18 protein-coding genes, 10 tRNA genes and 3 rRNA genes are annotated in these 24,290 nt (G+C 48.7%); all 31 read left to right on the plus strand.

The window, feature by feature from the left end; all coding sequences use genetic code 11:
- Window position 1: 1 nt before the first annotated feature.
- Window positions 2-598, plus strand: a complete 597-nt coding sequence (recR, locus tag ACDE64_RS00520; protein ID WP_411344629.1) for a recombination mediator RecR — start codon at window positions 2-4, stop codon at window positions 596-598.
- Window positions 599-1,505: 907 nt separating this feature from the next.
- Window positions 1,506-3,058 (plus strand): 16S ribosomal RNA (locus tag ACDE64_RS00525).
- 138 nt (window positions 3,059-3,196) lie between these two features.
- Window positions 3,197-3,313, plus strand: a 5S ribosomal RNA gene (gene rrf / locus ACDE64_RS00530).
- A gap of 25 nt (window positions 3,314-3,338) precedes the next feature.
- A tRNA-Ile gene (locus ACDE64_RS00535) sits at window positions 3,339-3,415 on the plus strand.
- Between the two features lie 22 nt (window positions 3,416-3,437).
- Window positions 3,438-3,513: transfer RNA gene (locus ACDE64_RS00540), tRNA-Ala, on the plus strand.
- 150 nt (window positions 3,514-3,663) lie between these two features.
- Window positions 3,664-6,597: ribosomal RNA gene (locus ACDE64_RS00545) — 23S ribosomal RNA — on the plus strand.
- Together the 16S, 23S and 5S rRNA genes with 10 tRNA genes alongside form the textbook arrangement of a ribosomal RNA operon.
- Window positions 6,598-6,663: 66 nt before the next feature.
- Window positions 6,664-6,755 (plus strand) — tRNA-Ser (locus ACDE64_RS00550).
- A 56-nt stretch (window positions 6,756-6,811) separates the two neighbouring features.
- Window positions 6,812-6,888: transfer RNA gene (locus tag ACDE64_RS00555), tRNA-Met, on the plus strand.
- A gap of 10 nt (window positions 6,889-6,898) precedes the next feature.
- A tRNA-Val gene (locus ACDE64_RS00560) sits at window positions 6,899-6,974 on the plus strand.
- 6 nt (window positions 6,975-6,980) lie between these two features.
- Window positions 6,981-7,056: transfer RNA gene (locus ACDE64_RS00565), tRNA-Thr, on the plus strand.
- 11 nt (window positions 7,057-7,067) lie between these two features.
- Window positions 7,068-7,143 (plus strand) — tRNA-Asp (locus ACDE64_RS00570).
- A gap of 56 nt (window positions 7,144-7,199) precedes the next feature.
- A tRNA-Phe gene (locus ACDE64_RS00575) sits at window positions 7,200-7,272 on the plus strand.
- A gap of 11 nt (window positions 7,273-7,283) precedes the next feature.
- A tRNA-Tyr gene (locus ACDE64_RS00580) sits at window positions 7,284-7,368 on the plus strand.
- A 12-nt stretch (window positions 7,369-7,380) separates the two neighbouring features.
- A tRNA-Lys gene (locus ACDE64_RS00585) sits at window positions 7,381-7,453 on the plus strand.
- A 499-nt stretch (window positions 7,454-7,952) separates the two neighbouring features.
- Window positions 7,953-8,345, plus strand: coding sequence for a hypothetical protein (locus ACDE64_RS00590; protein ID WP_411348641.1), 393 nt, complete (start codon window positions 7,953-7,955; stop codon window positions 8,343-8,345).
- Window positions 8,346-8,361: 16 nt separating this feature from the next.
- The gene (locus tag ACDE64_RS00595) at window positions 8,362-9,138 is read left to right on the plus strand and encodes a PucR family transcriptional regulator (RefSeq protein ID WP_411348642.1); all 777 of its coding nucleotides are present in this window, start codon (window positions 8,362-8,364) and stop codon (window positions 9,136-9,138) included.
- 369 nt (window positions 9,139-9,507) lie between these two features.
- Entirely contained in the window at window positions 9,508-10,644 is a 1,137-nt protein-coding gene (locus ACDE64_RS00600; RefSeq protein WP_411344631.1) for an ABC transporter ATP-binding protein, read from the plus strand.
- A 516-nt stretch (window positions 10,645-11,160) separates the two neighbouring features.
- Entirely contained in the window at window positions 11,161-12,099 is a 939-nt protein-coding gene (gene hprK, locus ACDE64_RS00605) for an HPr(Ser) kinase/phosphatase (protein ID WP_411344632.1), read from the plus strand.
- Between the two features lie 14 nt (window positions 12,100-12,113).
- Window positions 12,114-13,160, plus strand: coding sequence for a prolipoprotein diacylglyceryl transferase (gene lgt, locus ACDE64_RS00610; protein ID WP_411348643.1), 1,047 nt, complete (start codon window positions 12,114-12,116; stop codon window positions 13,158-13,160).
- A 6-nt stretch (window positions 13,161-13,166) separates the two neighbouring features.
- Complete coding sequence (ppaX, locus tag ACDE64_RS00615; RefSeq protein ID WP_411348644.1) at window positions 13,167-13,820, plus strand: pyrophosphatase PpaX; 654 nt, start codon at window positions 13,167-13,169, stop codon at window positions 13,818-13,820.
- Window positions 13,821-13,839: 19 nt separating this feature from the next.
- Complete coding sequence (locus ACDE64_RS00620; RefSeq protein ID WP_411348645.1) at window positions 13,840-14,349, plus strand: acyltransferase; 510 nt, start codon at window positions 13,840-13,842, stop codon at window positions 14,347-14,349.
- A gap of 211 nt (window positions 14,350-14,560) precedes the next feature.
- On the plus strand, window positions 14,561-15,772 hold the full coding sequence (locus ACDE64_RS00625) for an acyltransferase (RefSeq protein WP_411348646.1): 1,212 nt from the start codon (window positions 14,561-14,563) through the stop codon (window positions 15,770-15,772).
- Between the two features lie 487 nt (window positions 15,773-16,259).
- A complete protein-coding gene (locus ACDE64_RS00630) occupies window positions 16,260-17,459 on the plus strand; it encodes an ATP phosphoribosyltransferase regulatory subunit (RefSeq protein ID WP_411348647.1) in 1,200 nt (399 codons plus the stop codon).
- Window positions 17,460-17,501: 42 nt separating this feature from the next.
- A complete protein-coding gene (hisG, locus tag ACDE64_RS00635; protein ID WP_411348648.1) occupies window positions 17,502-18,140 on the plus strand; it encodes an ATP phosphoribosyltransferase in 639 nt (212 codons plus the stop codon).
- A 70-nt stretch (window positions 18,141-18,210) separates the two neighbouring features.
- Window positions 18,211-19,494 (plus strand): histidinol dehydrogenase, encoded by a 1,284-nt coding sequence (gene hisD / locus ACDE64_RS00640; protein WP_411348649.1) that lies wholly within the window; start codon window positions 18,211-18,213, stop codon window positions 19,492-19,494.
- A 166-nt stretch (window positions 19,495-19,660) separates the two neighbouring features.
- Window positions 19,661-20,266 (plus strand): imidazoleglycerol-phosphate dehydratase HisB, encoded by a 606-nt coding sequence (hisB, locus tag ACDE64_RS00645; protein WP_411344640.1) that lies wholly within the window; start codon window positions 19,661-19,663, stop codon window positions 20,264-20,266.
- 1 nt (window position 20,267) lies between these two features.
- Window positions 20,268-20,894, plus strand: coding sequence for an imidazole glycerol phosphate synthase subunit HisH (gene hisH, locus ACDE64_RS00650; protein WP_411344641.1), 627 nt, complete (start codon window positions 20,268-20,270; stop codon window positions 20,892-20,894).
- Window positions 20,895-21,055: 161 nt separating this feature from the next.
- The gene (hisA, locus tag ACDE64_RS00655; RefSeq protein ID WP_411348650.1) at window positions 21,056-21,787 is read left to right on the plus strand and encodes a 1-(5-phosphoribosyl)-5-[(5-phosphoribosylamino)methylideneamino]imidazole-4-carboxamide isomerase; all 732 of its coding nucleotides are present in this window, start codon (window positions 21,056-21,058) and stop codon (window positions 21,785-21,787) included.
- A 27-nt stretch (window positions 21,788-21,814) separates the two neighbouring features.
- Window positions 21,815-22,573 carry an imidazole glycerol phosphate synthase subunit HisF gene (hisF, locus tag ACDE64_RS00660; RefSeq protein WP_411344643.1) on the plus strand — a complete coding sequence of 253 codons (759 nt, stop codon included), beginning with the start codon at window positions 21,815-21,817 and terminating at the stop codon, window positions 22,571-22,573.
- Window positions 22,573-23,322 carry a bifunctional phosphoribosyl-AMP cyclohydrolase/phosphoribosyl-ATP diphosphatase HisIE gene (gene hisIE, locus ACDE64_RS00665; protein ID WP_411348651.1) on the plus strand — a complete coding sequence of 250 codons (750 nt, stop codon included), beginning with the start codon at window positions 22,573-22,575 and terminating at the stop codon, window positions 23,320-23,322. Before hisF ends, hisIE begins: the two co-directional genes overlap by 1 nt.
- A 46-nt stretch (window positions 23,323-23,368) precedes the next feature.
- Complete coding sequence (gene hisJ, locus ACDE64_RS00670) at window positions 23,369-24,202, plus strand: histidinol-phosphatase HisJ (protein ID WP_411348652.1); 834 nt, start codon at window positions 23,369-23,371, stop codon at window positions 24,200-24,202.
- The last annotated feature ends 88 nt before the right edge of the window (window positions 24,203-24,290 follow it).

Genomic DNA, 24,290 nt, shown 5'->3' on the forward strand with positions numbered 1-24,290 from the left:
ATTGTATTATCCCGAACCGATTGCCAAGTTGATTGATGCTTTTACACACCTGCCGGGAATTGGACCGAAAACAGCAGGGCGACTGGCATTTCACGTGCTACGTATGAAAGAAGATGACGTGATTGATTTTGCCAAAGCTCTGGTGAATGTGAAACGCAATCTTCACTACTGTTCGGTCTGTGGTAATATTACCGATTCCGACCCTTGCCAGATTTGTCAGGACAAAACTCGTGATGCTTCGGTCATCTGTGTCGTGCAGGAGCCGAAGGATCTAGTGGCAATGGAACGAACAAGGGAATTTAGCGGCTATTATCATGTGCTGCATGGCGCGATTTCTCCGATCGAAGGTATCGGACCGGAAGAAATCAAATTAAAAGAACTGCTGAATCGCCTCAGTGATGAGCGCGTACAGGAGTTAATTCTGGCAACCAACCCGAATATTGAGGGCGAAGCAACCGCCATGTACATTTCCAGATTGGTCAAACCGTTTAACTTGAGAGTTACACGTATTGCCCACGGGCTGCCTGTCGGCGGCGATCTGGAATATGCGGACGAAGTTACCCTCTCCAAAGCATTGGAAGGTCGCCGCGAATTATAATGTTCGCTAAGCGCGAATTGTGATGTAATCTAAGCACGAACTACAATGTAATCTAAGGCAGTGACATATTACAGAACAGTTATAATCTAAGCTTCTTTTATAAAATAGTCTGCATGTAATCCGTGCAGACTATTTTTATTGCGGTTACGATCCCAATCTCGTATGAACTATAATACCAAACATCGCACCAACCCCCCCAGTAGACTTCACCAAGTAAGCGCAAATAAATTATGCTACACAGGAACCGCATCAGCCAATCCGCAAAACTATTACATTACAAAAGGCCCAACCACAAAATCGTAAAATGATCACTTTACCATAGAGATGCTTTAGAGATACTTTCACCATACATATTGTTCTAACTTGGCTCCAATTCTATAGATACATGTACAGAATCACAGAGAGCAATACAAGCGTGGAACTATAACAAGAATCCAACCCATAATACAGTCAGTCTTCTATAGGATTAGTATCATAACAGCAGAAACGATACATATAAAAGTTGTTGACTTGGCATTATTCTCCATGCTATATTTAGCAACGGTCGCTGCTAAAATGAGCAGTGAACGTTGTCGCCTTTTCATCTTCAATATAATCTTGAAAAAAGTGTTGACGACAAAAACGTTCCATGATATATTATAAAAGTTGTCACGAACGAGTGATAATGATGTAAGGAACATCATAGATTTCCAAGTTAATCACTTGAAACGAGAAAAACTCCTTAAAAAAGTGCTTGACGAAAGAAACAAAACGTGATAAGATATAAAAGTTGCTGCGAGAGACATCGCGGCACACGAAAGAGCTTGATCTTTGAAAACTGAACAACGAGTGAGTGAAGAACTTAGGTTCTTCAAACAATAGAGAACAGCAATGTTCTCGCCAGCAAGAAATGAGCAAGTCAAACACTTTTATGGAGAGTTTGATCCTGGCTCAGGACGAACGCTGGCGGCGTGCCTAATACATGCAAGTCGAGCGGAATCGATGAGAAGCTTGCTTCTTTGAGATTTAGCGGCGGACGGGTGAGTAACACGTAGGCAACCTGCCCTTTAGCCTGGGATAACTACCGGAAACGGTAGCTAATACCGGATACGTTCGATGTCCGCATGGACGACGAACGAAAGACGGAGCAATCTGTCACTGAAGGATGGGCCTGCGGCGCATTAGCTAGTTGGTGGGGTAACGGCTCACCAAGGCGACGATGCGTAGCCGACCTGAGAGGGTGATCGGCCACACTGGGACTGAGACACGGCCCAGACTCCTACGGGAGGCAGCAGTAGGGAATCTTCCGCAATGGGCGAAAGCCTGACGGAGCAACGCCGCGTGAGTGATGAAGGTTTTCGGATCGTAAAGCTCTGTTGCCAGGGAAGAACGTTTTCTAGAGTAACTGCTAGAGAAGTGACGGTACCTGAGAAGAAAGCCCCGGCTAACTACGTGCCAGCAGCCGCGGTAATACGTAGGGGGCAAGCGTTGTCCGGAATTATTGGGCGTAAAGCGCGCGCAGGCGGTCATGTAAGTCTGGTGTTTAATCCCGAAGCTCAACTTCGGGTCGCATCGGAAACTGGGTGACTTGAGTGCAGAAGAGGAGAGTGGAATTCCACGTGTAGCGGTGAAATGCGTAGAGATGTGGAGGAACACCAGTGGCGAAGGCGACTCTCTGGGCTGTAACTGACGCTGAGGCGCGAAAGCGTGGGGAGCAAACAGGATTAGATACCCTGGTAGTCCACGCCGTAAACGATGAATGCTAGGTGTTAGGGGTTTCGATACCCTTGGTGCCGAAGTTAACACATTAAGCATTCCGCCTGGGGAGTACGGTCGCAAGACTGAAACTCAAAGGAATTGACGGGGACCCGCACAAGCAGTGGAGTATGTGGTTTAATTCGAAGCAACGCGAAGAACCTTACCAGGTCTTGACATCGGAATGACCGGTACAGAGATGTACCTTTTCTTCGGAACATTCCAGACAGGTGGTGCATGGTTGTCGTCAGCTCGTGTCGTGAGATGTTGGGTTAAGTCCCGCAACGAGCGCAACCCTTATGCTTAGTTGCCAGCACATCATGGTGGGCACTCTAAGCAGACTGCCGGTGACAAACCGGAGGAAGGTGGGGATGACGTCAAATCATCATGCCCCTTATGACCTGGGCTACACACGTACTACAATGGCCGGTACAACGGGAGGCGAAGCCGCGAGGTGGAGCGAATCCTAAAAAGCCGGTCTCAGTTCGGATTGCAGGCTGCAACTCGCCTGCATGAAGTCGGAATTGCTAGTAATCGCGGATCAGCATGCCGCGGTGAATACGTTCCCGGGTCTTGTACACACCGCCCGTCACACCACGAGAGTTTGCAACACCCGAAGTCGGTGGGGTAACCGCAAGGAGCCAGCCGCCGAAGGTGGGGTAGATGATTGGGGTGAAGTCGTAACAAGGTAGCCGTATCGGAAGGTGCGGCTGGATCACCTCCTTTCTATGGAGAATCGTCTTCTGCAACGAAGACATTCAAATTGAAGTCGTTGAGCAATCGACGCGGGTCACAATTGTGATCGATACTCACTTCGTTGTTCAGTTTTGAGAGGTTAATCTCTCGATGTAGATCGCGTCATCGTTTGGTGGTGATGGCGGAGGGGTTCCACACGTACCCATCCCGAACACGACCGTTAAGCCCTCCAGCGCCGATGGTACTTGGACCGCAGGGTCCTGGGAGAGTAGGACGCTGCCAAGCGATGCATCTTCATCATTTTTATTGTGGGCCCTTAGCTCAGTTGGTTAGAGCGCACCTCTGATAAGGGTGAGGTCGGTGGTTCGAGTCCACCAGGGCCCACCATTTTTTATTTCATACCCGATATGGGGCCATAGCTCAGCTGGGAGAGCGCCTGCCTTGCAAGCAGGAGGTCAGCGGTTCGATCCCGCTTGGCTCCACCAATATTATTTTGACAAGTTGATCCTTGAAAACTGGATACCGAAACGAAACATCGCGTTTTAGAAGACTGTTCTTACTGAACACTGTGCAAACAGGATCGGTAACGAAGAGTAATGAATAGGTTCTTCTTTTGATAAGAAGACCACCAACTAGGTTAAGCTAGTAAGAGCACACGGTGGATGCCTAGGCGCTAGGAGCCGACGAAGGACGTGGCGAACAACGATAAGGCCTCGGGGAGCTGTAAGCAAGCTTTGATCCGGGGATGTCCGAATGGGGAAACCTCACTGGATTCATCTCCAGTGACTCACATCTGAATACATAGGATGTGCAGAGGCAGACGAGGGGAACTGAAACATCTAAGTACCCTCAGGAAGAGAAAACAAGAGTGATTCCGTCAGTAGCGGCGAGCGAACGCGGAACAGCCTAAACCAAGAAGCTTGCTTCTTGGGGTTGTGGGACGTCTCTTTGGAGTGACAAAGGAATATGGTAGATGAAGAGGTCTGGAACGGCCCGCCGTAGAAGGTGAAAGCCCTGTAGTTGAAAGTGTGTTCCCTCCGAGACGGATCCCGAGTAGTGCGGGGCACGTGAAACCCCGTATGAATCTGCCAGGACCATCTGGTAAGGCTAAATACTCCCTAGCGACCGATAGTGAAGCAGTACCGTGAGGGAAAGGTGAAAAGGACCCCGGAAGGGGAGTGAAATAGAACCTGAAACCGTGTGCTTACAACAAGTCAGAGCCCGTTTTAGGGGTGATGGCGTGCCTTTTGTAGAATGAACCGGCGAGTTACGTTCCCGTGCAAGGTTAAGGTGTGAGAAGCCGGAGCCGCAGCGAAAGCGAGTCTGAATAGGGCGACTGTAGTACGTGGACGTAGACCCGAAACCGGGTGATCTACCCCTGTCCAGGATGAAGGTACGGTAACACGTACTGGAGGTCCGAACCCACGCACGTTGAAAAGTGCGGGGATGAGGTGGGGGTAGCGGAGAAATTCCAATCGAACCCGGAGATAGCTGGTTCTCCCCGAAATAGCTTTAGGGCTAGCCTCGGAAGATGAGTCGCGGAGGTAGAGCACTGATTGGATGCGGGGCCCGCAAGGGTTACCAAGTTCAGTCAAACTCCGAATGCCGCAGACTTTATTCCGGGAGTCAGACAGTGGGTGCTAAGGTCCATTGTCGAAAGGGAAACAGCCCAGACCATCAGCTAAGGTCCCGAAGTGTGTGTTAAGTGGGAAAGGATGTGGAGTTGCCCAGACAACCAGGATGTTGGCTTAGAAGCAGCCACCATTGAAAGAGTGCGTAATAGCTCACTGGTCGAGTGTGACTCTGCGCCGAAAATGTAACGGGGCTAAACACACCACCGAAGCTATGGCTTGATACATTCGTATCAGGGGTAGGGGAGCGTTGAATGAGGATTGAAGGTGTACCGCAAGGAGCGCTGGACATCATTCAAGTGAGAATGCCGGTATGAGTAACGAAAAGATCAGTGAGAATCTGATCCGCCGAAAACCTAAGGGTTCCTGAGGAAGGCTCGTCCTCTCAGGGTAAGTCGGGACCTAAGGCGAGGCCGAAAGGCGTAGTCGACGGACAACAGGTTGAAATTCCTGTACCACCGAAAGCCGCTATGAGCAACGGGGTGACGCAGGAGGGTAGTGACGCAGGCTGATGGATGCCTGTCTAAGCAGTGAGACTTGTGTGTAGGTAAAATCCGCACACTCCAAGGTCAAGCTGTGATGGGGAGCGAAATATATAGTAGCGAAGGTCATGATCTCACACTGCCAAGAAAAGCCTCTAGCCAGGAAGCAGGTGCCCGTACCGCAAACCGACACAGGTAGGTGAGAAGAGAATTCTAAGGCGCGCGGAAGAACTCTCGTTAAGGAACTCGGCAAAATGACCCCGTAACTTCGGGAGAAGGGGTGCCCCGGTAGTGTGAATAGCACGAGGGGGCCGCAGTGAAAAGGCCCAAGCGACTGTTTAGCAAAAACACAGGTCTGTGCGAAGCCGCAAGGCGAAGTATACGGGCTGACGCCTGCCCGGTGCTGGAAGGTTAAGGGGAGTGGTTAGTCTTCGGGCGAAGCTATGAACCGAAGCCCCAGTAAACGGCGGCCGTAACTATAACGGTCCTAAGGTAGCGAAATTCCTTGTCAGGTAAATTCTGACCCGCACGAATGGCGTAACGATTTGGGCGCTGTCTCAACGAGAGATCCGGTGAAATTTTAATACCTGTGAAGATGCAGGTTACCCGCGACAAGACGGAAAGACCCCATGGAGCTTTACTGCAGCTTGATATTGAACTGGGGTGCGATTTGTACAGGATAGGTGGGAGCCTAGGAAGAGGGAGCGCAAGCTTCCTTGGAGGCGCCGTTGGGATACCACCCTGATCGCATCTGAGTTCTAACCTAGTACCGTGATCCGGTACGGGGACCGTGTCAGGTGGGCAGTTTGACTGGGGCGGTCGCCTCCTAAAATGTAACGGAGGCGCCCTAAGGTTCCCTCAGAATGGTTGGAAATCATTCGAAGAGTGCAAAGGCAAAAGGGAGCTTGACTGCGAGACCTACACGTCGAGCAGGGACGAAAGTCGGGCTTAGTGATCCGGTGGTACCGCATGGAAGGGCCATCGCTCAACGGATAAAAGCTACCCTGGGGATAACAGGCTTATCTCCCCCAAGAGTCCACATCGACGGGGAGGTTTGGCACCTCGATGTCGGCTCATCGCATCCTGGGGCTGAAGTAGGTCCCAAGGGTTGGGCTGTTCGCCCATTAAAGCGGTACGCGAGCTGGGTTCAGAACGTCGTGAGACAGTTCGGTCCCTATCTGTCGTGGGCGTAGGAAATTTGAGAGGAGCTGTCCTTAGTACGAGAGGACCGGGATGGACGCACCGCTGGTGTACCAGTTGTTCCGCCAGGAGCATCGCTGGGTAGCTACGTGCGGACGGGATAAGCGCTGAAAGCATCTAAGCGTGAAGCCCCCCTCAAGATGAGATTTCCCAAGTTTAGTAAGACCCCTTGAAGACGACGAGGTTGATAGGTTGGGGGTGGAAGTGCAGCAATGCATGGAGCTGACCAATACTAATCGGTCGAGGGCTTATCCAAGATTCTAGACACGCGATGAATCGTTTCGGATTCAGTTTTCAGGTGATTAACTTTGAAAATTTTCTTGGAGAGATACCCAAGTGGCTATAAGGGGACCCTCTGCTAAGGGGTTAGACTGCGTAAGCGGTGCGAGGGTTCGAATCCCTCTCTCTCCGCCACTAGAATTTTGAGTTTATTCAGAATTTTAGGGCAAATATTTGTTCTTTAATATCGTGGCGGTGTAGCTCAGCTGGCTAGAGCGTACGGTTCATACCCGTGAGGTCGGGGGTTCGATCCCCTCCGCCGCTACCATACATATCCTGGAGACTTAGCTCAGCTGGGAGAGCATCTGCCTTACAAGCAGAGGGTCGGGGGTTCGATCCCCTCAGTCTCCACCATAATGTGCCGGTGTAGCTCAGTTGGTAGAGCAACTGACTTGTAATCAGTAGGTCGGGGGTTCAAATCCTCTCGCCGGCACCATTTTTTTCTCTGGAACCGTGGTGTAGGGGTTAACATGCCTGCCTGTCACGCAGGAGATCGCGGGTTCAAATCCCGTCGGTTCCGCCATTTTTGATTTAGTACGATGAAATGGCTATACAGTATATTAACTTAATATACAGTATGGCTCGGTAGCTCAGTCGGTAGAGCAGAGGACTGAAAATCCTCGTGTCGGCGGTTCGATTCCGTCCCGAGCCATCTTTTATTGTGGAGGCTTAGCGAAGTGGCCAAACGCAGCAGACTGTAAATCTGTTCTCTCCGAGTTCGGTGGTTCGAATCCATCAGCCTCCACCAGTTTTTTTATAAGAGCCATTAGCTCAGTTGGTAGAGCACCTGACTTTTAATCAGGGTGTCGAAGGTTCGAGTCCTTCATGGCTCATCTAAAAGAAAGCATCTTACCTTGTTGGTAGGATGCTTTTTTGTTTTTATATTATTTTTTATGTTATAGGTTTGTATTATAGATATTAGATAACAAGATAAGTTGTTCTATGCGTATCGCAATAAGATGATATGTAGCCAGAGAATTATTTTATCCAATGGTAAAGATGATTGTTAGAATGGAACTTTGGTTTCTGTATTTTTACCTATTATAATGTAGAAAACTATCAATTTTGATATGAAATGAATTCTGATGAGTTGTGATTGCTGTTTACATGATCTGCATATGAGAAGATGAGGATGAGATAAAGCAACAAGTTACAATGATAGAATCACAGAATGCTAGAATCAAGGATAGAACTACAGATGATGAAACTACAACAAGTGGAATTACAAATAAAATTACAGATAGAACTATAAATTGTTTGAGATTATTGAAATAAGATGGCTAAAAATATAAAGCGAGTCGTGGAATTTGCGGATAGAAGGGAATTTACGTTATGGATGTAAATGAACTACGGCAACGGATTGAGCAGATTACTGGGTTGCGTATTGGAGAGCACCGTTTTAATGAAAGAGAGTGGGATAAGAGGGAGCGTTCTTTTGTAGGGATTGATATGGAACAAACTGAGTTACCATTGATGATTCCAGTGTTGCGTCAGGCTGGTGAAGTAGTTGTATGGGAAGTAGTAACAGATCATCATAGTGCTGTAGCAGATGATGCGGGTTCAGAAGGTATTGTAGTAAGTACAGATACTGCTAACATGAATGCTTCGGACGAAATAAAGCGTATTTACCAGCTGCTTGAGCTTTTGTTGCCTTCAGTAATGGGGTTGCAGCCGATGGCGTTATCTCCTGTTGTGCAGGGGAAGGATCAATCAACAGGCGCGTGAATTGGGACAGTGGTTGGTGAGGCAACTTAGTTTGCGTAATTCGTCGATGGAGATTCCAGATGAATATGTGATCAAGGAACGGCTGAATTCTGTTATGGTTCCTTTTCTGTTGCTTGCCGAGAGTTTGCAGATAGGCACGTTGAATGTTAAGCAATTGGAGAAGCTAGTATCCAGTTATTTTGATCGGGATATGCTATTGATTCCATTGCAAGATAATGAGTGGTTGGTGCTGGCAAAGCATGAATTGATAGAGGATGAAGAAGATGGACGTGATATTGGAGACGAAAATGAGGATACAGAGGAAGATTTGCTGACTGCATTTGCGCTTGGATTGTATGAGTTGGTAGCGAGCGAATGGGTTGGAAGTTTTCATATTAGCGTGACGCTGCCACTAAATCCGCTTCATGGATTGGCGCAGACGGTGGCACAGCTTCGAGAGGCGATTCATCTCGGAAGATTGTTTCAGGTAACTGAGCATATTCATTTGCCAGGGGAGTTACGGTTGGAGAGTCTGCTGTATCGTATTCCAGAAGAAGAACGGCAGCGGTTTGTGGAATCAGCAGATCACCACTCGCATTTGTTTGGTGATGAGGAGACAGTAACGACACTAGAGACATTTTTCAAAATGGATTGCAATGTGAGTGAGACTGCCAAGCAATTGTATATTCATCGGAATACGTTATTGTATCGACTGGACAAGATCAAACAGGATACGCAGCTGGATGTACGGCGTTTTGAAGATGCGGTATTGATGCGGTTGACACTGCTATTGTATAAAGTGACAAAAAGCTGAAATGTTTTTTGTAGGTTTTGTCGATAGAGCTGGCGAGCAGATTAGGGTAAGATAGAAGCAGATAAAGTAACCGGTTTCAAAATAACGTTCAATAAGTCATTTTGTGGGAACCTTCTTGTTAAGTTGTTGCAGACAGACGTCATCACAACAAATTGTGATCTGAATGTATAGAGACAACGTAGAAGGCAAACTTATATAGTTGATTCCACGAAATTAGTAAACCGGGATATCTTTGCTGCTTTTATCTTCATTTGATAGTCGCTCCCATTTGTTGTCGACTTCCTTATACATAATAGACAATAAAGCTGTGAGCGGAATGAATAACAGTACTGTAAAAAGACCACATTATATTTTGGGAGGTTTTTTATTATGGCAGGTGTACGCTTAGAGCATATTTTCAAAAAGTATCCGGGTTCCGATAAAGCAACAGTAGTTGATGTCAATCTGGACATTAAAGATAAAGAGTTTTTGGTACTGGTTGGTCCTTCCGGTTGTGGTAAATCGACAACACTGCGTATGATCGCAGGTTTGGAAGAAATCTCCGAAGGTAAACTGTACATTGGCGATCGCGTCGTGAATGATGTAGCTCCAAAAGACCGCGATATCGCGATGGTATTCCAATCTTACGCTTTGTATCCACATATGGATGTATACTCCAATATGGCGTTTGGTCTGAAACTGCGTAAGGTGAAAAAAGACGAAATCGAAAAACGCGTGCGTGAAGCTGCGAAAATTCTGGATATTGAGCATTTGCTGGATCGTAAGCCAAAAGCGCTGTCCGGTGGTCAACGTCAGCGTGTCGCGCTCGGTCGTGCGATCGTCCGTGATCCACAAGTCTTCCTGATGGATGAGCCGCTGTCCAACTTGGATGCGAAACTGCGTGGTCAGATGCGTGCGGAAATCACAAAACTGGCAAAACGTCTGCAAACGACTGTTATCTACGTAACGCATGATCAGATCGAAGCAATGACGATGGGTGATCGTATCGTTGTTATGAAAGATGGTATCATTCAACAGGCTGCTTCTCCGGAAGAACTGTACAACCATCCTCGTAACATGTTCGTAGCGGGCTTTATTGGTTCCCCGACTATGAACTTTATCCGTGGTACACTGTCTGAGAAAAATGGTGGTACCGTATTCTCTGCTGCTGGTCTGGAACTGAATCTTCCGGGCGGTAAAGCACAAGTACTGAAAGATCAAGGGTATACAGGCAAAGAAGTAATTCTGGGTGTTCGTCCAGAAGATATTCACGAAGAGCCAGTATTCCTGGAAGCTTCGCCGAACAGTGTATTCACTGCAAAAGTTGACGTTTCCGAGAACCTGGGTCACGAAACGTTACTGTACCTGAGCGGTATTAGCTCTGACACCGTTATTGCTCGTGTTGATGGTCGTTCCACTACACGCGATAATGCTACAGTAACTATGGCAATCGATATGAACAAAGTACACATCTTCGATCCAGCTTCTGAAGATAACCTGTTCTACAGTGAGCCTGCAACTGTATAATATGTGCGATTTGCCGAATGGGTGAATCCTCATCATAGTAAGTAAAAAAAGACTGCCGAACCGATCAGGTTCTGGCAGTCTTTTTGGTATGGAGTAAGGTGAGCTGGTATGGAGTAAGGTGAGCTGGTATGGAGTAAGGTGAGCTGGTATGGAGTAAGGTGAGCTGGTATGGAGTAAGGTGAGCTGGTATGGAGTAAGGTGAGCTGGTATGGAGTAAGGTGAGCTGGTATGGAGTAAGGTGAGTAAGGTGAGCTGGTATGGAGTAAGGTGAGCTGGTATGGAGTAAGCGGTGTGCGGTTGCTTACTGCATTAGTGACATATGTGGATTTATGATTAGTATGGGGTATTCTGTTGCCATAATGAACAATATGATGTCATTCAGCGTCCGAAATCCGGCACTCTGATTGATTTCGTTGCCATTTTCCATTACCATGGGTACATTGGCATCAATATGTACAACAATACAAATACACTCCTAACAAGACAAGTGACCTACTCAGGGAAAGGAAGAACAGAATGGCCAAACATGTAAAGGTTTCGGAATTAGTGCAGATGTTCCAGCTTGAGGTTGTATCCGGGGGACTTGGCTTAAAACGAAACATTACCGTAGATGATCTGAACCGTCCCGGTCTGGAGATGGCGGGTTATTTTGAGTATTATCCAACCGAGCGTGTACAAATCCTTGGACGCACAGAACTGGCTTTCTTCAAAATGCTGACGCATGAGGAAAAAGCAGAACGTATGAGCAAGCTATGTAACGAAGAAACTCCTTGTATCGTGGTAACACGAGGACTTGAGATTCCAGAGGAACTGGTGGAAGCCAGTGAAGCGCATGGACTTCCTGTTCTGCGCAGCAATCTTGCCACGACGATTCTCTCCAGTCGCATTACCAACTTCCTGGAGAAAAAATTGGCACCGACTGCAACGATTCATGGCGTACTCGTGGACATTTATGGCGTTGGTATGTTGATTACAGGCAGCAGCGGTATCGGTAAAAGTGAAACTGCACTGGAACTGGTGAAGCGTGGACATCGTCTGATTGCGGATGATGCGGTAGAGATTCGCCAAACGTCCGATAATCAGCTGCACGGTACAGCTCCAGAATTGATCCGCCACCTGCTGGAAATCCGTGGTGTCGGTATTATCAACGTGATGACGCTGTTCGGGGCAGGCGCGATCCGCAACAATAAACGGATTACGCTCGTTGTTCGTCTGGAAGCTTGGCAGCAGGACAAACAATATGACCGCATCGGTCTGGATGAAGAGACGACTAAAATCATCGATACGGATGTGCCTCTGGTGACGATCCCTGTACGTCCGGGACGAAATCTGGCGGTTATTATTGAAGTGGCGGCGATGAATTTCCGTCTGAAGCGGATGGGTTACAATGCAGCTCTCCAATTCACGCATAAGCTGACCGAGACGATTGCTGAAGATCTCGACGAACTGGATTAAGGAGAGGTTACGTTATGGGGACATTGTTGATTAATCCGATTGCTTTTTCGATTGGATCGCTGGAAGTGCACTGGTATGGTCTGATTCTGGGCTTTGGTGCGCTGATGGGTCTGCTATTCGCGATTCGTGAAGGCAAACGGTTCGGGATTCCACAGGAGTTTTTCATGGACTTGCTGCTGTTCGGAGTGCCGTCTGCGATTATCGCTGCGCGTATCTATTATGTGGCTTTTCGCTGGCCGGATTACAAAAATAATTTTGTAGACGTTTTTAAAATTTGGAATGGCGGTATTGCGATCTATGGCGCGCTGATCGGTGCGATCATCTGTGCGGTCATCTATACGCGCTACAAAGGCTACAATTTCTGGCGGATTGCGGATATTTGTGCACCTTCGTTATTGATTGGACAGCTGATTGGTCGCTGGGGGAACTTTGTCAATCAGGAAGCATACGGTGGTCCAGTCGATGAGTCATTCCTGCGTGGTAATCTACATTTGCCAGATTTTATTGTGAATCAGATGAATGTAAACGGCATATACCATCATCCGACATTCCTGTATGAGTCGGTATGGAACATTGTTGGTGTGTTGCTGTTATGTACGCTGCGTCGTCGTCCTTTTGTACGCGCGGGTGAGATCTTTATGTCTTATTTTATCTGGTACGGCATTGGTCGCTTCTTCATCGAGGCGTTGCGTACGGATAGTCTAACATTTGACGGTCCGGCATGGCTCGTATCGTTTGTTAACGGATTGTGGTCACCGATGACGCTGTTTGGATTCCAGCAGGGCGCGATTGAGCCGGGATATGGCAATATTCGTATTTCCCAGCTATTATCGCTGGTGCTGATTATCGTGGCGATTCTGCTGATTATCATTCGTCGTCGTACGGGGATGTCGAGCGCGCGCTATAGCGATCCGATTATCTCGACCAAGCATGGTCATGAATTTGCATCGGACACGGATGCAGCACGCGCGGGTACAGCGGCTGCACCAACCGCAGGCGAACCGCATAAGCCGCTACCTGCGGATGAGCCGGAAAGGGCTCATTCCGAGCGGAAGGAGTAATGAAATATGATTGATACGGTATTGTTTGATCTGGATGGAACGATTGTGGATACAAATGAATTGATTATCTCTTCTTTTATAAGTGTGATGAATCATCCGGATGTATTGCCGCTGACGCGTGAGCAGATTATTCCGCATATGGGCTTAACGCTGGAGCAGCAGCTGCGTACGTTTTCCGGTCAGGATGATGTGACTTCGCTGGTGACTGCTTATCGGGAATATAGCTCGATTCATCATGATGCGATGGTCGCGCCATTTCCTGAAGTGAATATCGTACTATCCCGTTTGCAGGCGGAAGGTCTGAAGCTGGGTGTAGTAACGACAAAGATTCGGGCAACGACGGAAAAGGTATTAAAGCTATTCGAGCTGGATCAGTATATGCAGGTCATTATTACGCTGGACGATGTGGAGCATCCGAAGCCACATGCGCAGCCGATTGAGCGGGCGCTGGAAGCGCTTGGCTCCTCGCCGGAAACGACGTTGATGGTAGGCGATAGCCCTGCCGATCTAAAATCAGCAGAAGCAGCAGGAGTGCGTTCAGCCGGTGTTGCTTGGTCGCTCAAAGGCGAAGAGGAATTGTCCAAATATAAACCGACGTATATTTTGCAACAAATGAGTGATCTGTATGAACTGGTGCTGGGCGATACGGTAGATCGATGAGAAAGCTGAGCATTATCCGGTGGACGGCAAGCGCAATGCGCTGCGCCAGATTTATCGTACGGTCAGCCCGTTTAAGGGAGTACGGAATTTTGTGTTTATCCAGCTCTCCCGGTATTGTCCGGTGCTGGAAATGAAAAATTGGATCTATCGCCATCTGCTCCGTATGGAAGTCGGCAGGGATACCGCTTTTGGACTGATGGTGATGGTGGATGTGTTTTTTCCGGAACGTATCAAGATTGGGCGAAATTCAGTGATTGGGTACAATACGACCATTCTAGCGCATGAGTATCTGATCAAGGAATATCGCCTTGGCGATGTAGTGATCGGGGACGAAGTGATGATTGGCGCGAATTGTACGATTTTGCCGGGTGTTACGATTGGGGATGGTGCGATTGTGGCAGCAGGATCGGTCGTACATAAAGATGTGGCGGCAGGCTCTTTTGTCGGGGGAAACCCACTGCGGGTGCTGTCCGGTCATTCACCGGTTGCTGATGTGTCCAATGATCCGGATTCTTCCATCCATTCCTAAAATGACATAGACAAATCAACAGAACATAGACAGAAGTGAAATAAGCAGCATGACGACAGCAGAGGATGGATCTGATCCTGTGCTGTCTCTGCATGCTGTACTGCATTGACGTGGTACACTGTGCATCAACTCTCTACAGGAACGACAAGCCTGGGAACATAGAGGTATTGATCTGGCTGTACCATTCTATATGTAAGGGGATGCTTTAACATTGAATCAACTCAAGAAGGAGCGGCTGCCTCAGCTCGATTTTTTTCGGGCGCTGGCGATCATTGGCGTACTGCATGTGCATTCTACATCCAATGCGACGATTGAGGCTGTAAATACTTCCATTTATTATGTGTTTAATTTTCTGAATTTGATGTTTAAATACGGGACACCTTCCTTTATTTTTCTGAGCAGTTTTGTACTGTTTTACAACTATTATGATCGTCCGCTGAATAGTAAGCTAATTACAGGCTTTTATAAAAAGCGGATGCTGTACATTTTGTTGCCGTATATTCTGATCTCGGCATTGTATTTCATTTATAAGCTGTATACGCGTGAGCGGTTTGACGAACCAATCGGGACGTTGATTATGGATTATGTGGATGCGATTTTCCACGGTTCCGCTTGGACGCATCTGTATTTTGTATTTATTAGCGTACAGTTCTACATTCTGTTCCCGCTGATGCTCTGGTTGCTGAAAAGTCAGCGCTGGATGGCTCGCTGGGCACTCGTGATTGGGCTAGCCGTGCAATGGGGCTGGGTGCTCTGGAACAAGTACGATCTTCACTATGCAAGTAAGGGCAGTATTGCCTTCTCATATTTTGCCTACTATATGATGGGGGCGTTTGTAGCGATTTATTTCCAACCATTCCGTAAATGGGTGATGACCAGTTGGAAAGATATGAATGGTGGGTTAAGATTAGTTACAGCGGTTCTCTGGATCAGCTGGCTCGTGACTGGATTGATCTATGTACAAATCTGGTATGACGCACGTTTGACGAACGAGTGGCTGGATTCGCTCTGGTACGAGTTCTTCTGGAATGTGTATACGATGCTGTCATCGCTCGTATTGTTCCAGTCGGCATTTATCCTCAACCGGATCGCACCCAAAGGAATACTGGCAGTGTTACGCCGCTTGGGTGAAGTGTCGTTTGCTGTGTATCTGGTGCATCCGTTTATTCTTGCCTTTTATCGGGAGACGCAGGATTGGTTCTCGATGGGTACACTTACGTATTTTGCATGGATCTATGCCGGGCTGATTATTGCGCTGGTTGTGTCTACATTGTTTGTACAGTTTCTGTTCCGGCGCTTCTCCTATTCATGGGTACTGCTGGGCAGCATTCCGTATTCGCTATCTGGACGTCATCGGGAAAAGAAAGCGCAGCGTGATAAAGTGCGTCAGGATACCGATGCGGTACGTCGCACGAATCCGTAAGCTTGAATTGATTCGTGATGAAAGTTAGCGTAAGGATTCATAAGTAGCAGCGCCCGATAATGGCTGTAGCTGACTTGTAAATGAACGATTTACGGTTTATCATCGTTTGGTTGTAATATAGTAGCCCCTGATTTCTATGTAAATGGAAGTTGGGGGTTTTTGCTATGCACATGTATAGGTGGATGATTGTCAAACAGGATTACAGATGCAAAAGAGCGAAAGTAGTGAGAGTGGTAAAAGTAATAAAATGAATGAACAATAGTTGCTAGGTTCAGATAAGTACATACTGTATTTTCCGGGAAATATCAGCCGTTGAATCATCATCATATTGGGGTAATAGAGAGAAGCTATCTTACTTGCTGACGTTGCTGTACCTGTAATTGACGAGGTAGAACAGGTATGGTAATATATCAAATATCCTTTACTTTATTAGCAAAGTAACACTTTAATGTGTTAAAATATATAATTTCAATTAGAGGTGACTGTTTTGTCGAAACCGAAAGGATTTGAAAAGCCGATTGGCGTGCGGGATTATCTGCCGCATGTTGTATCCAAGCTTCGCTATATCGAGCAAAATGTGCTGGATTGCATGTCCCGTTGGGGATACCGGCAAATCATCACGCCAACGCTTGAATATTACGATACGGTAGGTGTAGCAAGTTCTACCTCCGACAGCAAACTATTCAAAATGCTGAATAACCGCGGTACAACGATGGTACTGCGTTCTGATATGACCACACCGATTGCGCGCGTGATGAGTTCGCTGTTGCAGCAGGAAGAAGTGCCGGTGCGTCTTGCGTATCATGCCAATGTATTTCGCTCCATTGAAGAAGAAGCAGGACGAGAAGCGGAATTTTTCCAAACGGGAGCTGAGCTGGTTGGTGTGGATTCGCCAGAAGGAGATGCGGAAGTGATCGCGCTGGCAATCTCGTCATTACAAGCGGCGGGGGTGCAGAATTTTCAAATATCACTCGGTCATGTTGGGTTTCTGAGTGGGATTCTGGAAGAAGCACTGCCGGGACAAAAGGACAAGCAGGAGGCGCTCAAGGAACGTTTGCTGAATCGTGATTTTGTCGGTTTCCGTGAGCAACTGAGTGCATTCCAGCTATCACAGGCGCAAAGTGCTGAACTGGAAGGACTACTGCGATTGCGTGGAGCGCAGGATATTTGTGAACAGGCACTGGAGATTAGCAGCAATCCACAGGCAGCCGATGCGATTCGTCATCTGTGCAAAGTGTGGGAAGTGCTGGAAGCGTACGATATGTCTGAATATGTGATGATCGATCTAACGATGATCGGTAACTTTTCCTATTATACGGGCATGGTATTCGAAGGCTATGCAGCCGAATTGGGATCGCCGGTATGCAGTGGCGGTCGATATGATAATCTGCTGTCCCAGTTCGGACGTCCACTGGCAGCAACCGGATTCGCACTGAAAACGAATCGAATTCTAGATGGTGTACAACTGCCAGTACCAGCCGCACCGCAACCGGTATTGATCGTATACGATGAATTAAGCCGTCATCATGCTTTTGCAAAGGCTAGTGAACTACGCCGACAGGGTACAATTGTGGTGACACGTCATGAAGAAGCAGAAGTAGCAGAAGTAGCGGAAAATGAACAGGAGCCAAGCGACGGATACAGTCAAGTGCTGCGGTTTGCACATGGCAAGCCCGTTCTGACCTGATACCGTTCCAAGTCAAAATGATAACAGGGAGATGTAGACCTGATGAGCCAGATATTAAAAGTAGCCATGCCCAAAGGGCGTATCTATAAAAAAGCCGCTGAGATGTTCCGTGAAGCGGGCATTCCCGTTCCAATCGATGTAGACGATTCGCGCAAGCTGATCGTGGAACTACCGGAAGCAGGGATGGAGTTTATCCTTGCTAAACCGGTCGATGTACCGATCTATGTCGAGCACGGTGTCGCCGATATTGGCATCGTTGGCAAAGACGTGCTGATGGAGGAAAATCGAGACGTATACGAGCTGCTTGATCTGGGCATCGCTCGTTGCCGTATGTCGGTGATCGCATTACCGGATTGGGAGCCGGGCATTCGCCAACGGGTTGCTACCAAATATCCGAATGTGGCATCCCAGTATTTTCGTGAACGTGGACAACAGGTAGAAGTGATCAAGCTGAACGGTTCGATTGAGCTGGCGCCGATGATCGGGCTGGCAGATCGAATCGTCGATATGGTCGAGACCGGACAGACATTGCGCGAGAATGGGTTAGTAGAAATGGAAGAATTGTTCGGTATCACCAGCCGTCTGATCGCCAACCGGGTCAGCTATCGGATGAAAAATGAAGAGATTCAACAACTATGCGATCATTTACAAAAGGTGATTGTACAGCCGTCAACAACATAAGGAACGATATAGAGAAACGCCAATAGATATCTGTTAGTCAACAGAGGCAGGAGTAAAGGAGAGAGCGGTATTGAAAATAGTATCTGCACGTGATTTTGATCTGCGGCGCGAGGTGGAATACGGCTCGCCGGAGCAAAATGCCACAGTCAAACAAATCGTTACTGACATTAAGCAGCAGGGCGATACGGCGTTGCTGGATTATACGAGTCGGTTTGACCGCACGGAATTAACAGCCGACCGGCTACGAGTGACGCCAGATGAATTGCAGGCGGCGTATGCGCTAGTAGAGCCTTCGTTTATTCAAGCGATTACGCAGGCGGCGGATAATATTCGCCAATTTCATCAGAAGCAAAAGCGCAATTCGTGGATGGATCTACAGCCGGATGGCAGTCTGCTTGGTCAGATAATTCGCCCGCTGAAGCGTGTCGGCGTATACGTACCCGGCGGCAAGGCGGCATATCCGTCCTCTGTGCTAATGAATGTAATCCCGGCACAGGTAGCTGGTGTGCCAGAGATTGTGATGGTGACACCGCCTGCAACAGGCGGAACAGAAGGCATTGATCCCTACATTCTGGTGACAGCAGCCGAAGCGGGTGTAACGGAAATCTACCGTGTGGGCGGTGCGCAGGCGATTGCTGCACTTGCTTACGGAACGGAAAGCATTCAGCCGGTTGATAAAATCTGCGGTCCCGGCAATATCTATGTCGCACTGGCAAAACGTGAAGTGTACGGCATTGTCGATATCGACAGCATCGCAGGTCCAAGCGAAATCGTCGTACTGGCGGATGAGCAGTCCAATCCAGCATATATCGCTGCCGATCTGCTATCTCAGGCAGAGCATGACGAGATGGCATCTGCCATTCTGGTAACGCCATCTCAGCGGATTGCAGATGAAGTAGCTGCCGAAGTACAGCGTCAGCTGGAAACTTTACCACGTCGTGAGATTGCGGCAGCATCGGTGAACAATTACGGTGCGATTATCGTTACCACAGATCTGAACGAGGGCATCAGCGTCGTCAACCGACTGGCGCCGGAGCATCTGGAGATTATGGTGGATCAGCCGATGAATATTGTTGGACTGATCGAAAATGCCGGTGCGATCTTCCTCGGTAACTACAGCTCGGAGCCGGTAGGTGACTATTTTGCCGGACCGAATCATATTATTCCGACAAACGGCACGGCACGCTTCTCGTCGCCAGTCGATGTGGATGATTTTATCAAAAAATCGAGCATGATTTCCTATAGCAAGGAAGCGCTGCTGGCAAACGGCAATATTATTATGGAGCTGGCACGTCACGAAGGTCTGGAAGGTCACGCACGAGCAATTCAGATTCGTTTGGAACAAGAAGGATAAGCCGCGGCACCTTGTGCAGGTACAAAGGTAAACCATGTATCCGATAACCAGTTAGAGCAACAGCATCTTCTATGCTGGCGAATGAAGCTTCTTGCCGGTAGTCAGATTGCATACGGAACAGATGTAGAACCAATCGTTAATTTAAACATGCTGGGGGAGTAGCCATATGTCAACGGAAAACCAGAATATACGCCGCGCGGAGGTTAGCCGCAAAACGAATGAAACGAATATTGAGCTTGCTTTTCAGGTGGATGGTACCGGGCAGGCGGAGATTGAGACGGATGTGCCGTTTCTGAATCATATGCTGGATTTGTTCACCAAGCACGGTCATTTTGATCTGACGCTCAAGGCGCAGGGAGACATCGAGATCGACGATCACCATACGGTCGAAGATATCGGTATCTGTCTCGGTCAAACGCTGCGTGAGGCGCTTGGAGACAAGCGTGGTATCAAGCGCTATGCAAATGTATTTATCCCGATGGATGAAGCGCTAGCGCAGGTTGTAATTGATGTGAGCAACCGTCCGCATTTTGAATATCGTGCGGATTATCCTTCTGCGCAGGTAGGCAGTTTTCAGGTGGAGCTGGTACATGAGTTTCTGTGGAAGCTGGCGCTGGAAGCGCGCATTACGCTGCATGTTATCGTGCATTACGGTAAAAATACGCACCATATGATCGAAGCGGTGTTCAAAGCGCTCGGTCGTGCCATTGATGAAGCGACATCCATCGATCCGCGTGTGACAGGAGTGCCTTCGACGAAGGGAGTGCTGTAAGATGGCAATTGCAATTGTAGATTATGGTATCGGCAATCTGCATAGCGTTAGCAAGGCGATTGAGCGTCTTGGCTATGATTACATCATTACCGGTGATCGGGAAGAGATTCTGGCGGCGGATGGTGTGATTTTGCCAGGCGTGGGTGCGTTTGGCGATGCGATGAATCATATTCGCGAAGGCGGCATGGATCATGTCGTGCAGGAGGTTGCTGCTAGCGGCAAGCCGCTGCTGGGCATCTGTCTGGGCATGCAGCTATTGTTCAGCGAGAGTGAGGAGTACGGTATCCATCGCGGGCTGGACATTTTGCCGGGTAGAGTCGTACGCTTTGTGGAAGGACAGTATAAAGTGCCGCATATGGGCTGGAATCAGCTGGAGTACAAGCAGCCGGATCATGCGCTGGTGCGCGATCTGTATGCGGGTCATGCGTATTTTGTCCATTCGTATCATGTGCTGCCGGAGCATCCAGAAGACCTGATTGCCGTAACGGAGTACGGTCATCCAGTGACGGCGATTGTCGGTCGTGACAATGTGTACGGCATGCAGTTCCACCCGGAAAAGAGCGGGGAGCTAGGCAAGCTGCTGCTGCGTAATTTCTTGGCGCTGTGTGTGGGCGAACGCGTTCAATAATGTTGCAATTTGGAATAGAGTAAAAGCGAAGCAGGTATGATCGCTTCATGACAATGCCTGCGACGATATTGTTGCAGATGTGCAACATGATAGAGTATGGCGAGAAAGCAAATCGAAGCGCATCGCACGCTTCATCATGCATCTACTAAGGAGGAAATGCTTTGTCTTCTTTTACTATTTATCCGGCAATTGATATTCGTGGTGGTCGCTGTGTGCGATTGATCCAAGGTGATTATAATCAGGAAACAGTATACAATGACGATCCGACGGCGGTAGCAGCCGGTTTTGCAGAGCAGGGCGCATCATTCGTGCATTTGGTTGATCTGGATGGTGCCAAAGCAGGGCATCCGGTCAATCACGAACTGATCGGTCGCATTGCCAGCCAATTGCAGGTGCCAGTACAGATCGGTGGCGGTCTGCGTACGCTTGCCGATGTAGAGCAATTGCTGAGTCTGGGCGTTCATCGTGTCATTATCGGGACGGCGGCGATTGAAGATCGTGAATTTACCGAATCGGTGCTAGGCACGTATGGTGATCGTGTTGCGATTGGTATTGATGCACGCGACGGATATGTGGCGACACGCGGCTGGCTCGAAACATCGCAAGTCAAAGCAGAGGTGCTGGCAACCGAGCTGGCAGCCAAAGGTGCAGAGACATTTATTTTCACCGATATCTCTCGTGATGGTATGATGCAAGGACCGAACATCGAAGCGATTGCGGCGATTGCGAAGGCTTCTGGTAAACAAGTGATTGCATCTGGTGGTGTAACCGTGTTGGACGATCTGGTCAAGCTGGCGGAACGCCGTGAGGAAGGTATTAGCGGAGCGATTGTCGGTAAGGCGATCTATACAGGCAAAATTAATTTGCAGCAGGCGCTGCGTACGATCGGCTAAATAACCAACCGGAGAGGGGGAAACCACATGCTGGCGAAGCGTATTATTCCGTGTCTGGATGTGAAAGAAGGACGGGTCGTCAAAGGCGTGAATTTTGTCAATTTGCGTGATGCGGGCGATCCGGTAGAGCTAGCGGCGCTGTATGATCGCGAAGGCGCGGATGAACTAGTATTTCTGGATATCTCGGCATCGGTCGAAGGACGCGAAACGATGGTGGATGTGGTGCGCCGGACAGCGGAGGAAATCTCGATTCCGTTTACAGTGGGCGGCGGCATCTCCTCGGTCGAAGATATGAAAAAAATTCTGCGCGCAGGTGCGGACAAAATTGGTATCAATACCGCAGCTGTTCTGAATCCGCAGCTGATCAACGACGGCTCGCAGCGCTTTGGCGCGCAGTGCATCGTTGTCGCTGTGGATGCGCGCTTCAATGAAGATTGGGGCGACTGGGAAGTGTACACGCACGGTGGGCGCAAACCGACCGGCATCAAGGCGCTTGATTGGGTCAAAGAAGCTCAGCAGCGCGGTGCCGGTGAGATTCTGCTTACGAGTATGGATGCGGACGGCACCAAGGATGGCTTCGATCTGCCGCTGACGCGTGCGGTGTGCGAAGCGGTTAGCATTCCAGTGATCGCTTCTGGTGGCGCAGGCTTGCCGGAGCATTTTCAGGAAGTGTTCGAGCAAGCGAATGCGGATGCGGGATTGGCAGCAACCATTTTCCATTACAAGGAGATTTCGATTCCAGCGTTGAAAACGGAATTGAAAGCCGAAGGAGTGGAGATTCGCTAATGACTCACTCCAACAGTTATAATCAATTTCAAAACGAAATCTTGCAGCAATCCCATTCCTGGGACGAACTGAATGCCAATATTCGCTGGGATCGCGACGGACTGGTGCCTGCAATCGTGCAGGATGCCGATAGTCATATGGTACTGATGATGGCGTATATGAACAGCGAATCGCTGCGGCGTTCGCTAGATTCTGGCGACACGTGGTTCTGGAGCCGCTCGCGTCAGGAGTATTGGCACAAGGGCGGTACATCCGGCAATACGCAGCGTATCACGTCGCTCTATTACGATTGCGATGGTGATACACTGCTGGTCAAAGTGCGTGCCAATGGACCGGCTTGTCATACAGGGCGGATTAGCTGCTTTTATAATGAGGTGAATGAAGTGGACAACAAACCAGTATTTGAACATTCCAATGAACAACCACAAACAACAAACGGAGTATCCGCTGACCGTTTTGCCATTCTTGGTGAATTGGAGCAGATGATCGCCGACCGTGATCGTGAACGCCCAGAAGGTGCGTATACGACGTATCTATTTGAAAAAGGGATCGACAAAATCTTGAAAAAAGTCGGCGAGGAAACAGCGGAAACGATCATCGCTGCCAAAAACAGCGATAACGACGAGCTGCGCTACGAAGTGAGCGATCTGATCTACCATCTGCTCGTTCTGTTGCAAGAGCGTAAGCTGCCGCTGGACGATGTGCTGGCTGAGCTGGATCGTCGTCATGAGCGTCCGCGCAAAGACTGAGCGTAGGAAGCAGTACGATACGTGATGTACGGAAGGAGCATGGATCATGCTGATTGATTACCATACGCACAATGTTCGCTGCGGTCATGCCGTGGGCGAGCTGGAGGAATATGTGCAGCGCGGAATAGAGATCGGGCTATCCCATCTGGGCTTGTCCGATCATCTGCCGCTTATTCATGTGAATCCGGCTACCTATTATCCAGAAATGGCAATGCCGATGGATGAGCTGCCGAGATATGTGGAAGAATGTTTGCGGCTCAAGGATAAGTATCGTCAGGACATCCAGATTCGGGTCGGACTGGAAGCCGATTATATCGAAGGATATGAAGAGACGATTCGGAGTATTCTGGAGCGCTATCCGTTTGACTATGTAATCGGTTCGGTTCATTTTCTCGGAGAATGGGATATTTCCGATTATCGGCAGACGCACAATTGGGAAGGTCGCGATGTGCTGGATGTGTACCGTCAGTATTACGATGCAGTGCAAAAGGCAGCAGCGACCGGATTGTACGATATTACCGGTCATCTGGATGTGATCAAGCGCTTCGGTCAAGTACCGCCAGTAGAGCAGGAGGCGGAACGCTGGGCGCTGGAAGATGCGACACTGCGTGCGGTGAAGCAGGCGGATATGGCGATGGAGCTGAATTCGTCTGGTTTATTCAAAGTATGCGCCGAGATATTCCCATCCCGGCGAATCGTAGAGCAGGCGATCGCATTGGGCATTCCGCTCACGCTCGGTTCGGATGCACATGATCCGCTCAAGCTGAGTGATGGACTGGATCAGGCACGCGCGCAATTGCAGGAGCTAGGTGTCGAGCAGGTTGCTGTATTTGAGAATCGGCAACGTTCGCTTGTACCGCTGAACGCGCTGAACGACTGAGTGACATTTATCTGCTTGAAGCAGGCGGTACAATGAACAAGATAACATGGTCGATGGATATTGATAGATATCGAAATTTGTGATGCTG

The sequence above is a fragment of the Paenibacillus sp. WLX2291 genome (assembly GCF_046603665.1).
Classification (GTDB): domain Bacteria; phylum Bacillota; class Bacilli; order Paenibacillales; family Paenibacillaceae; genus Saccharibacillus.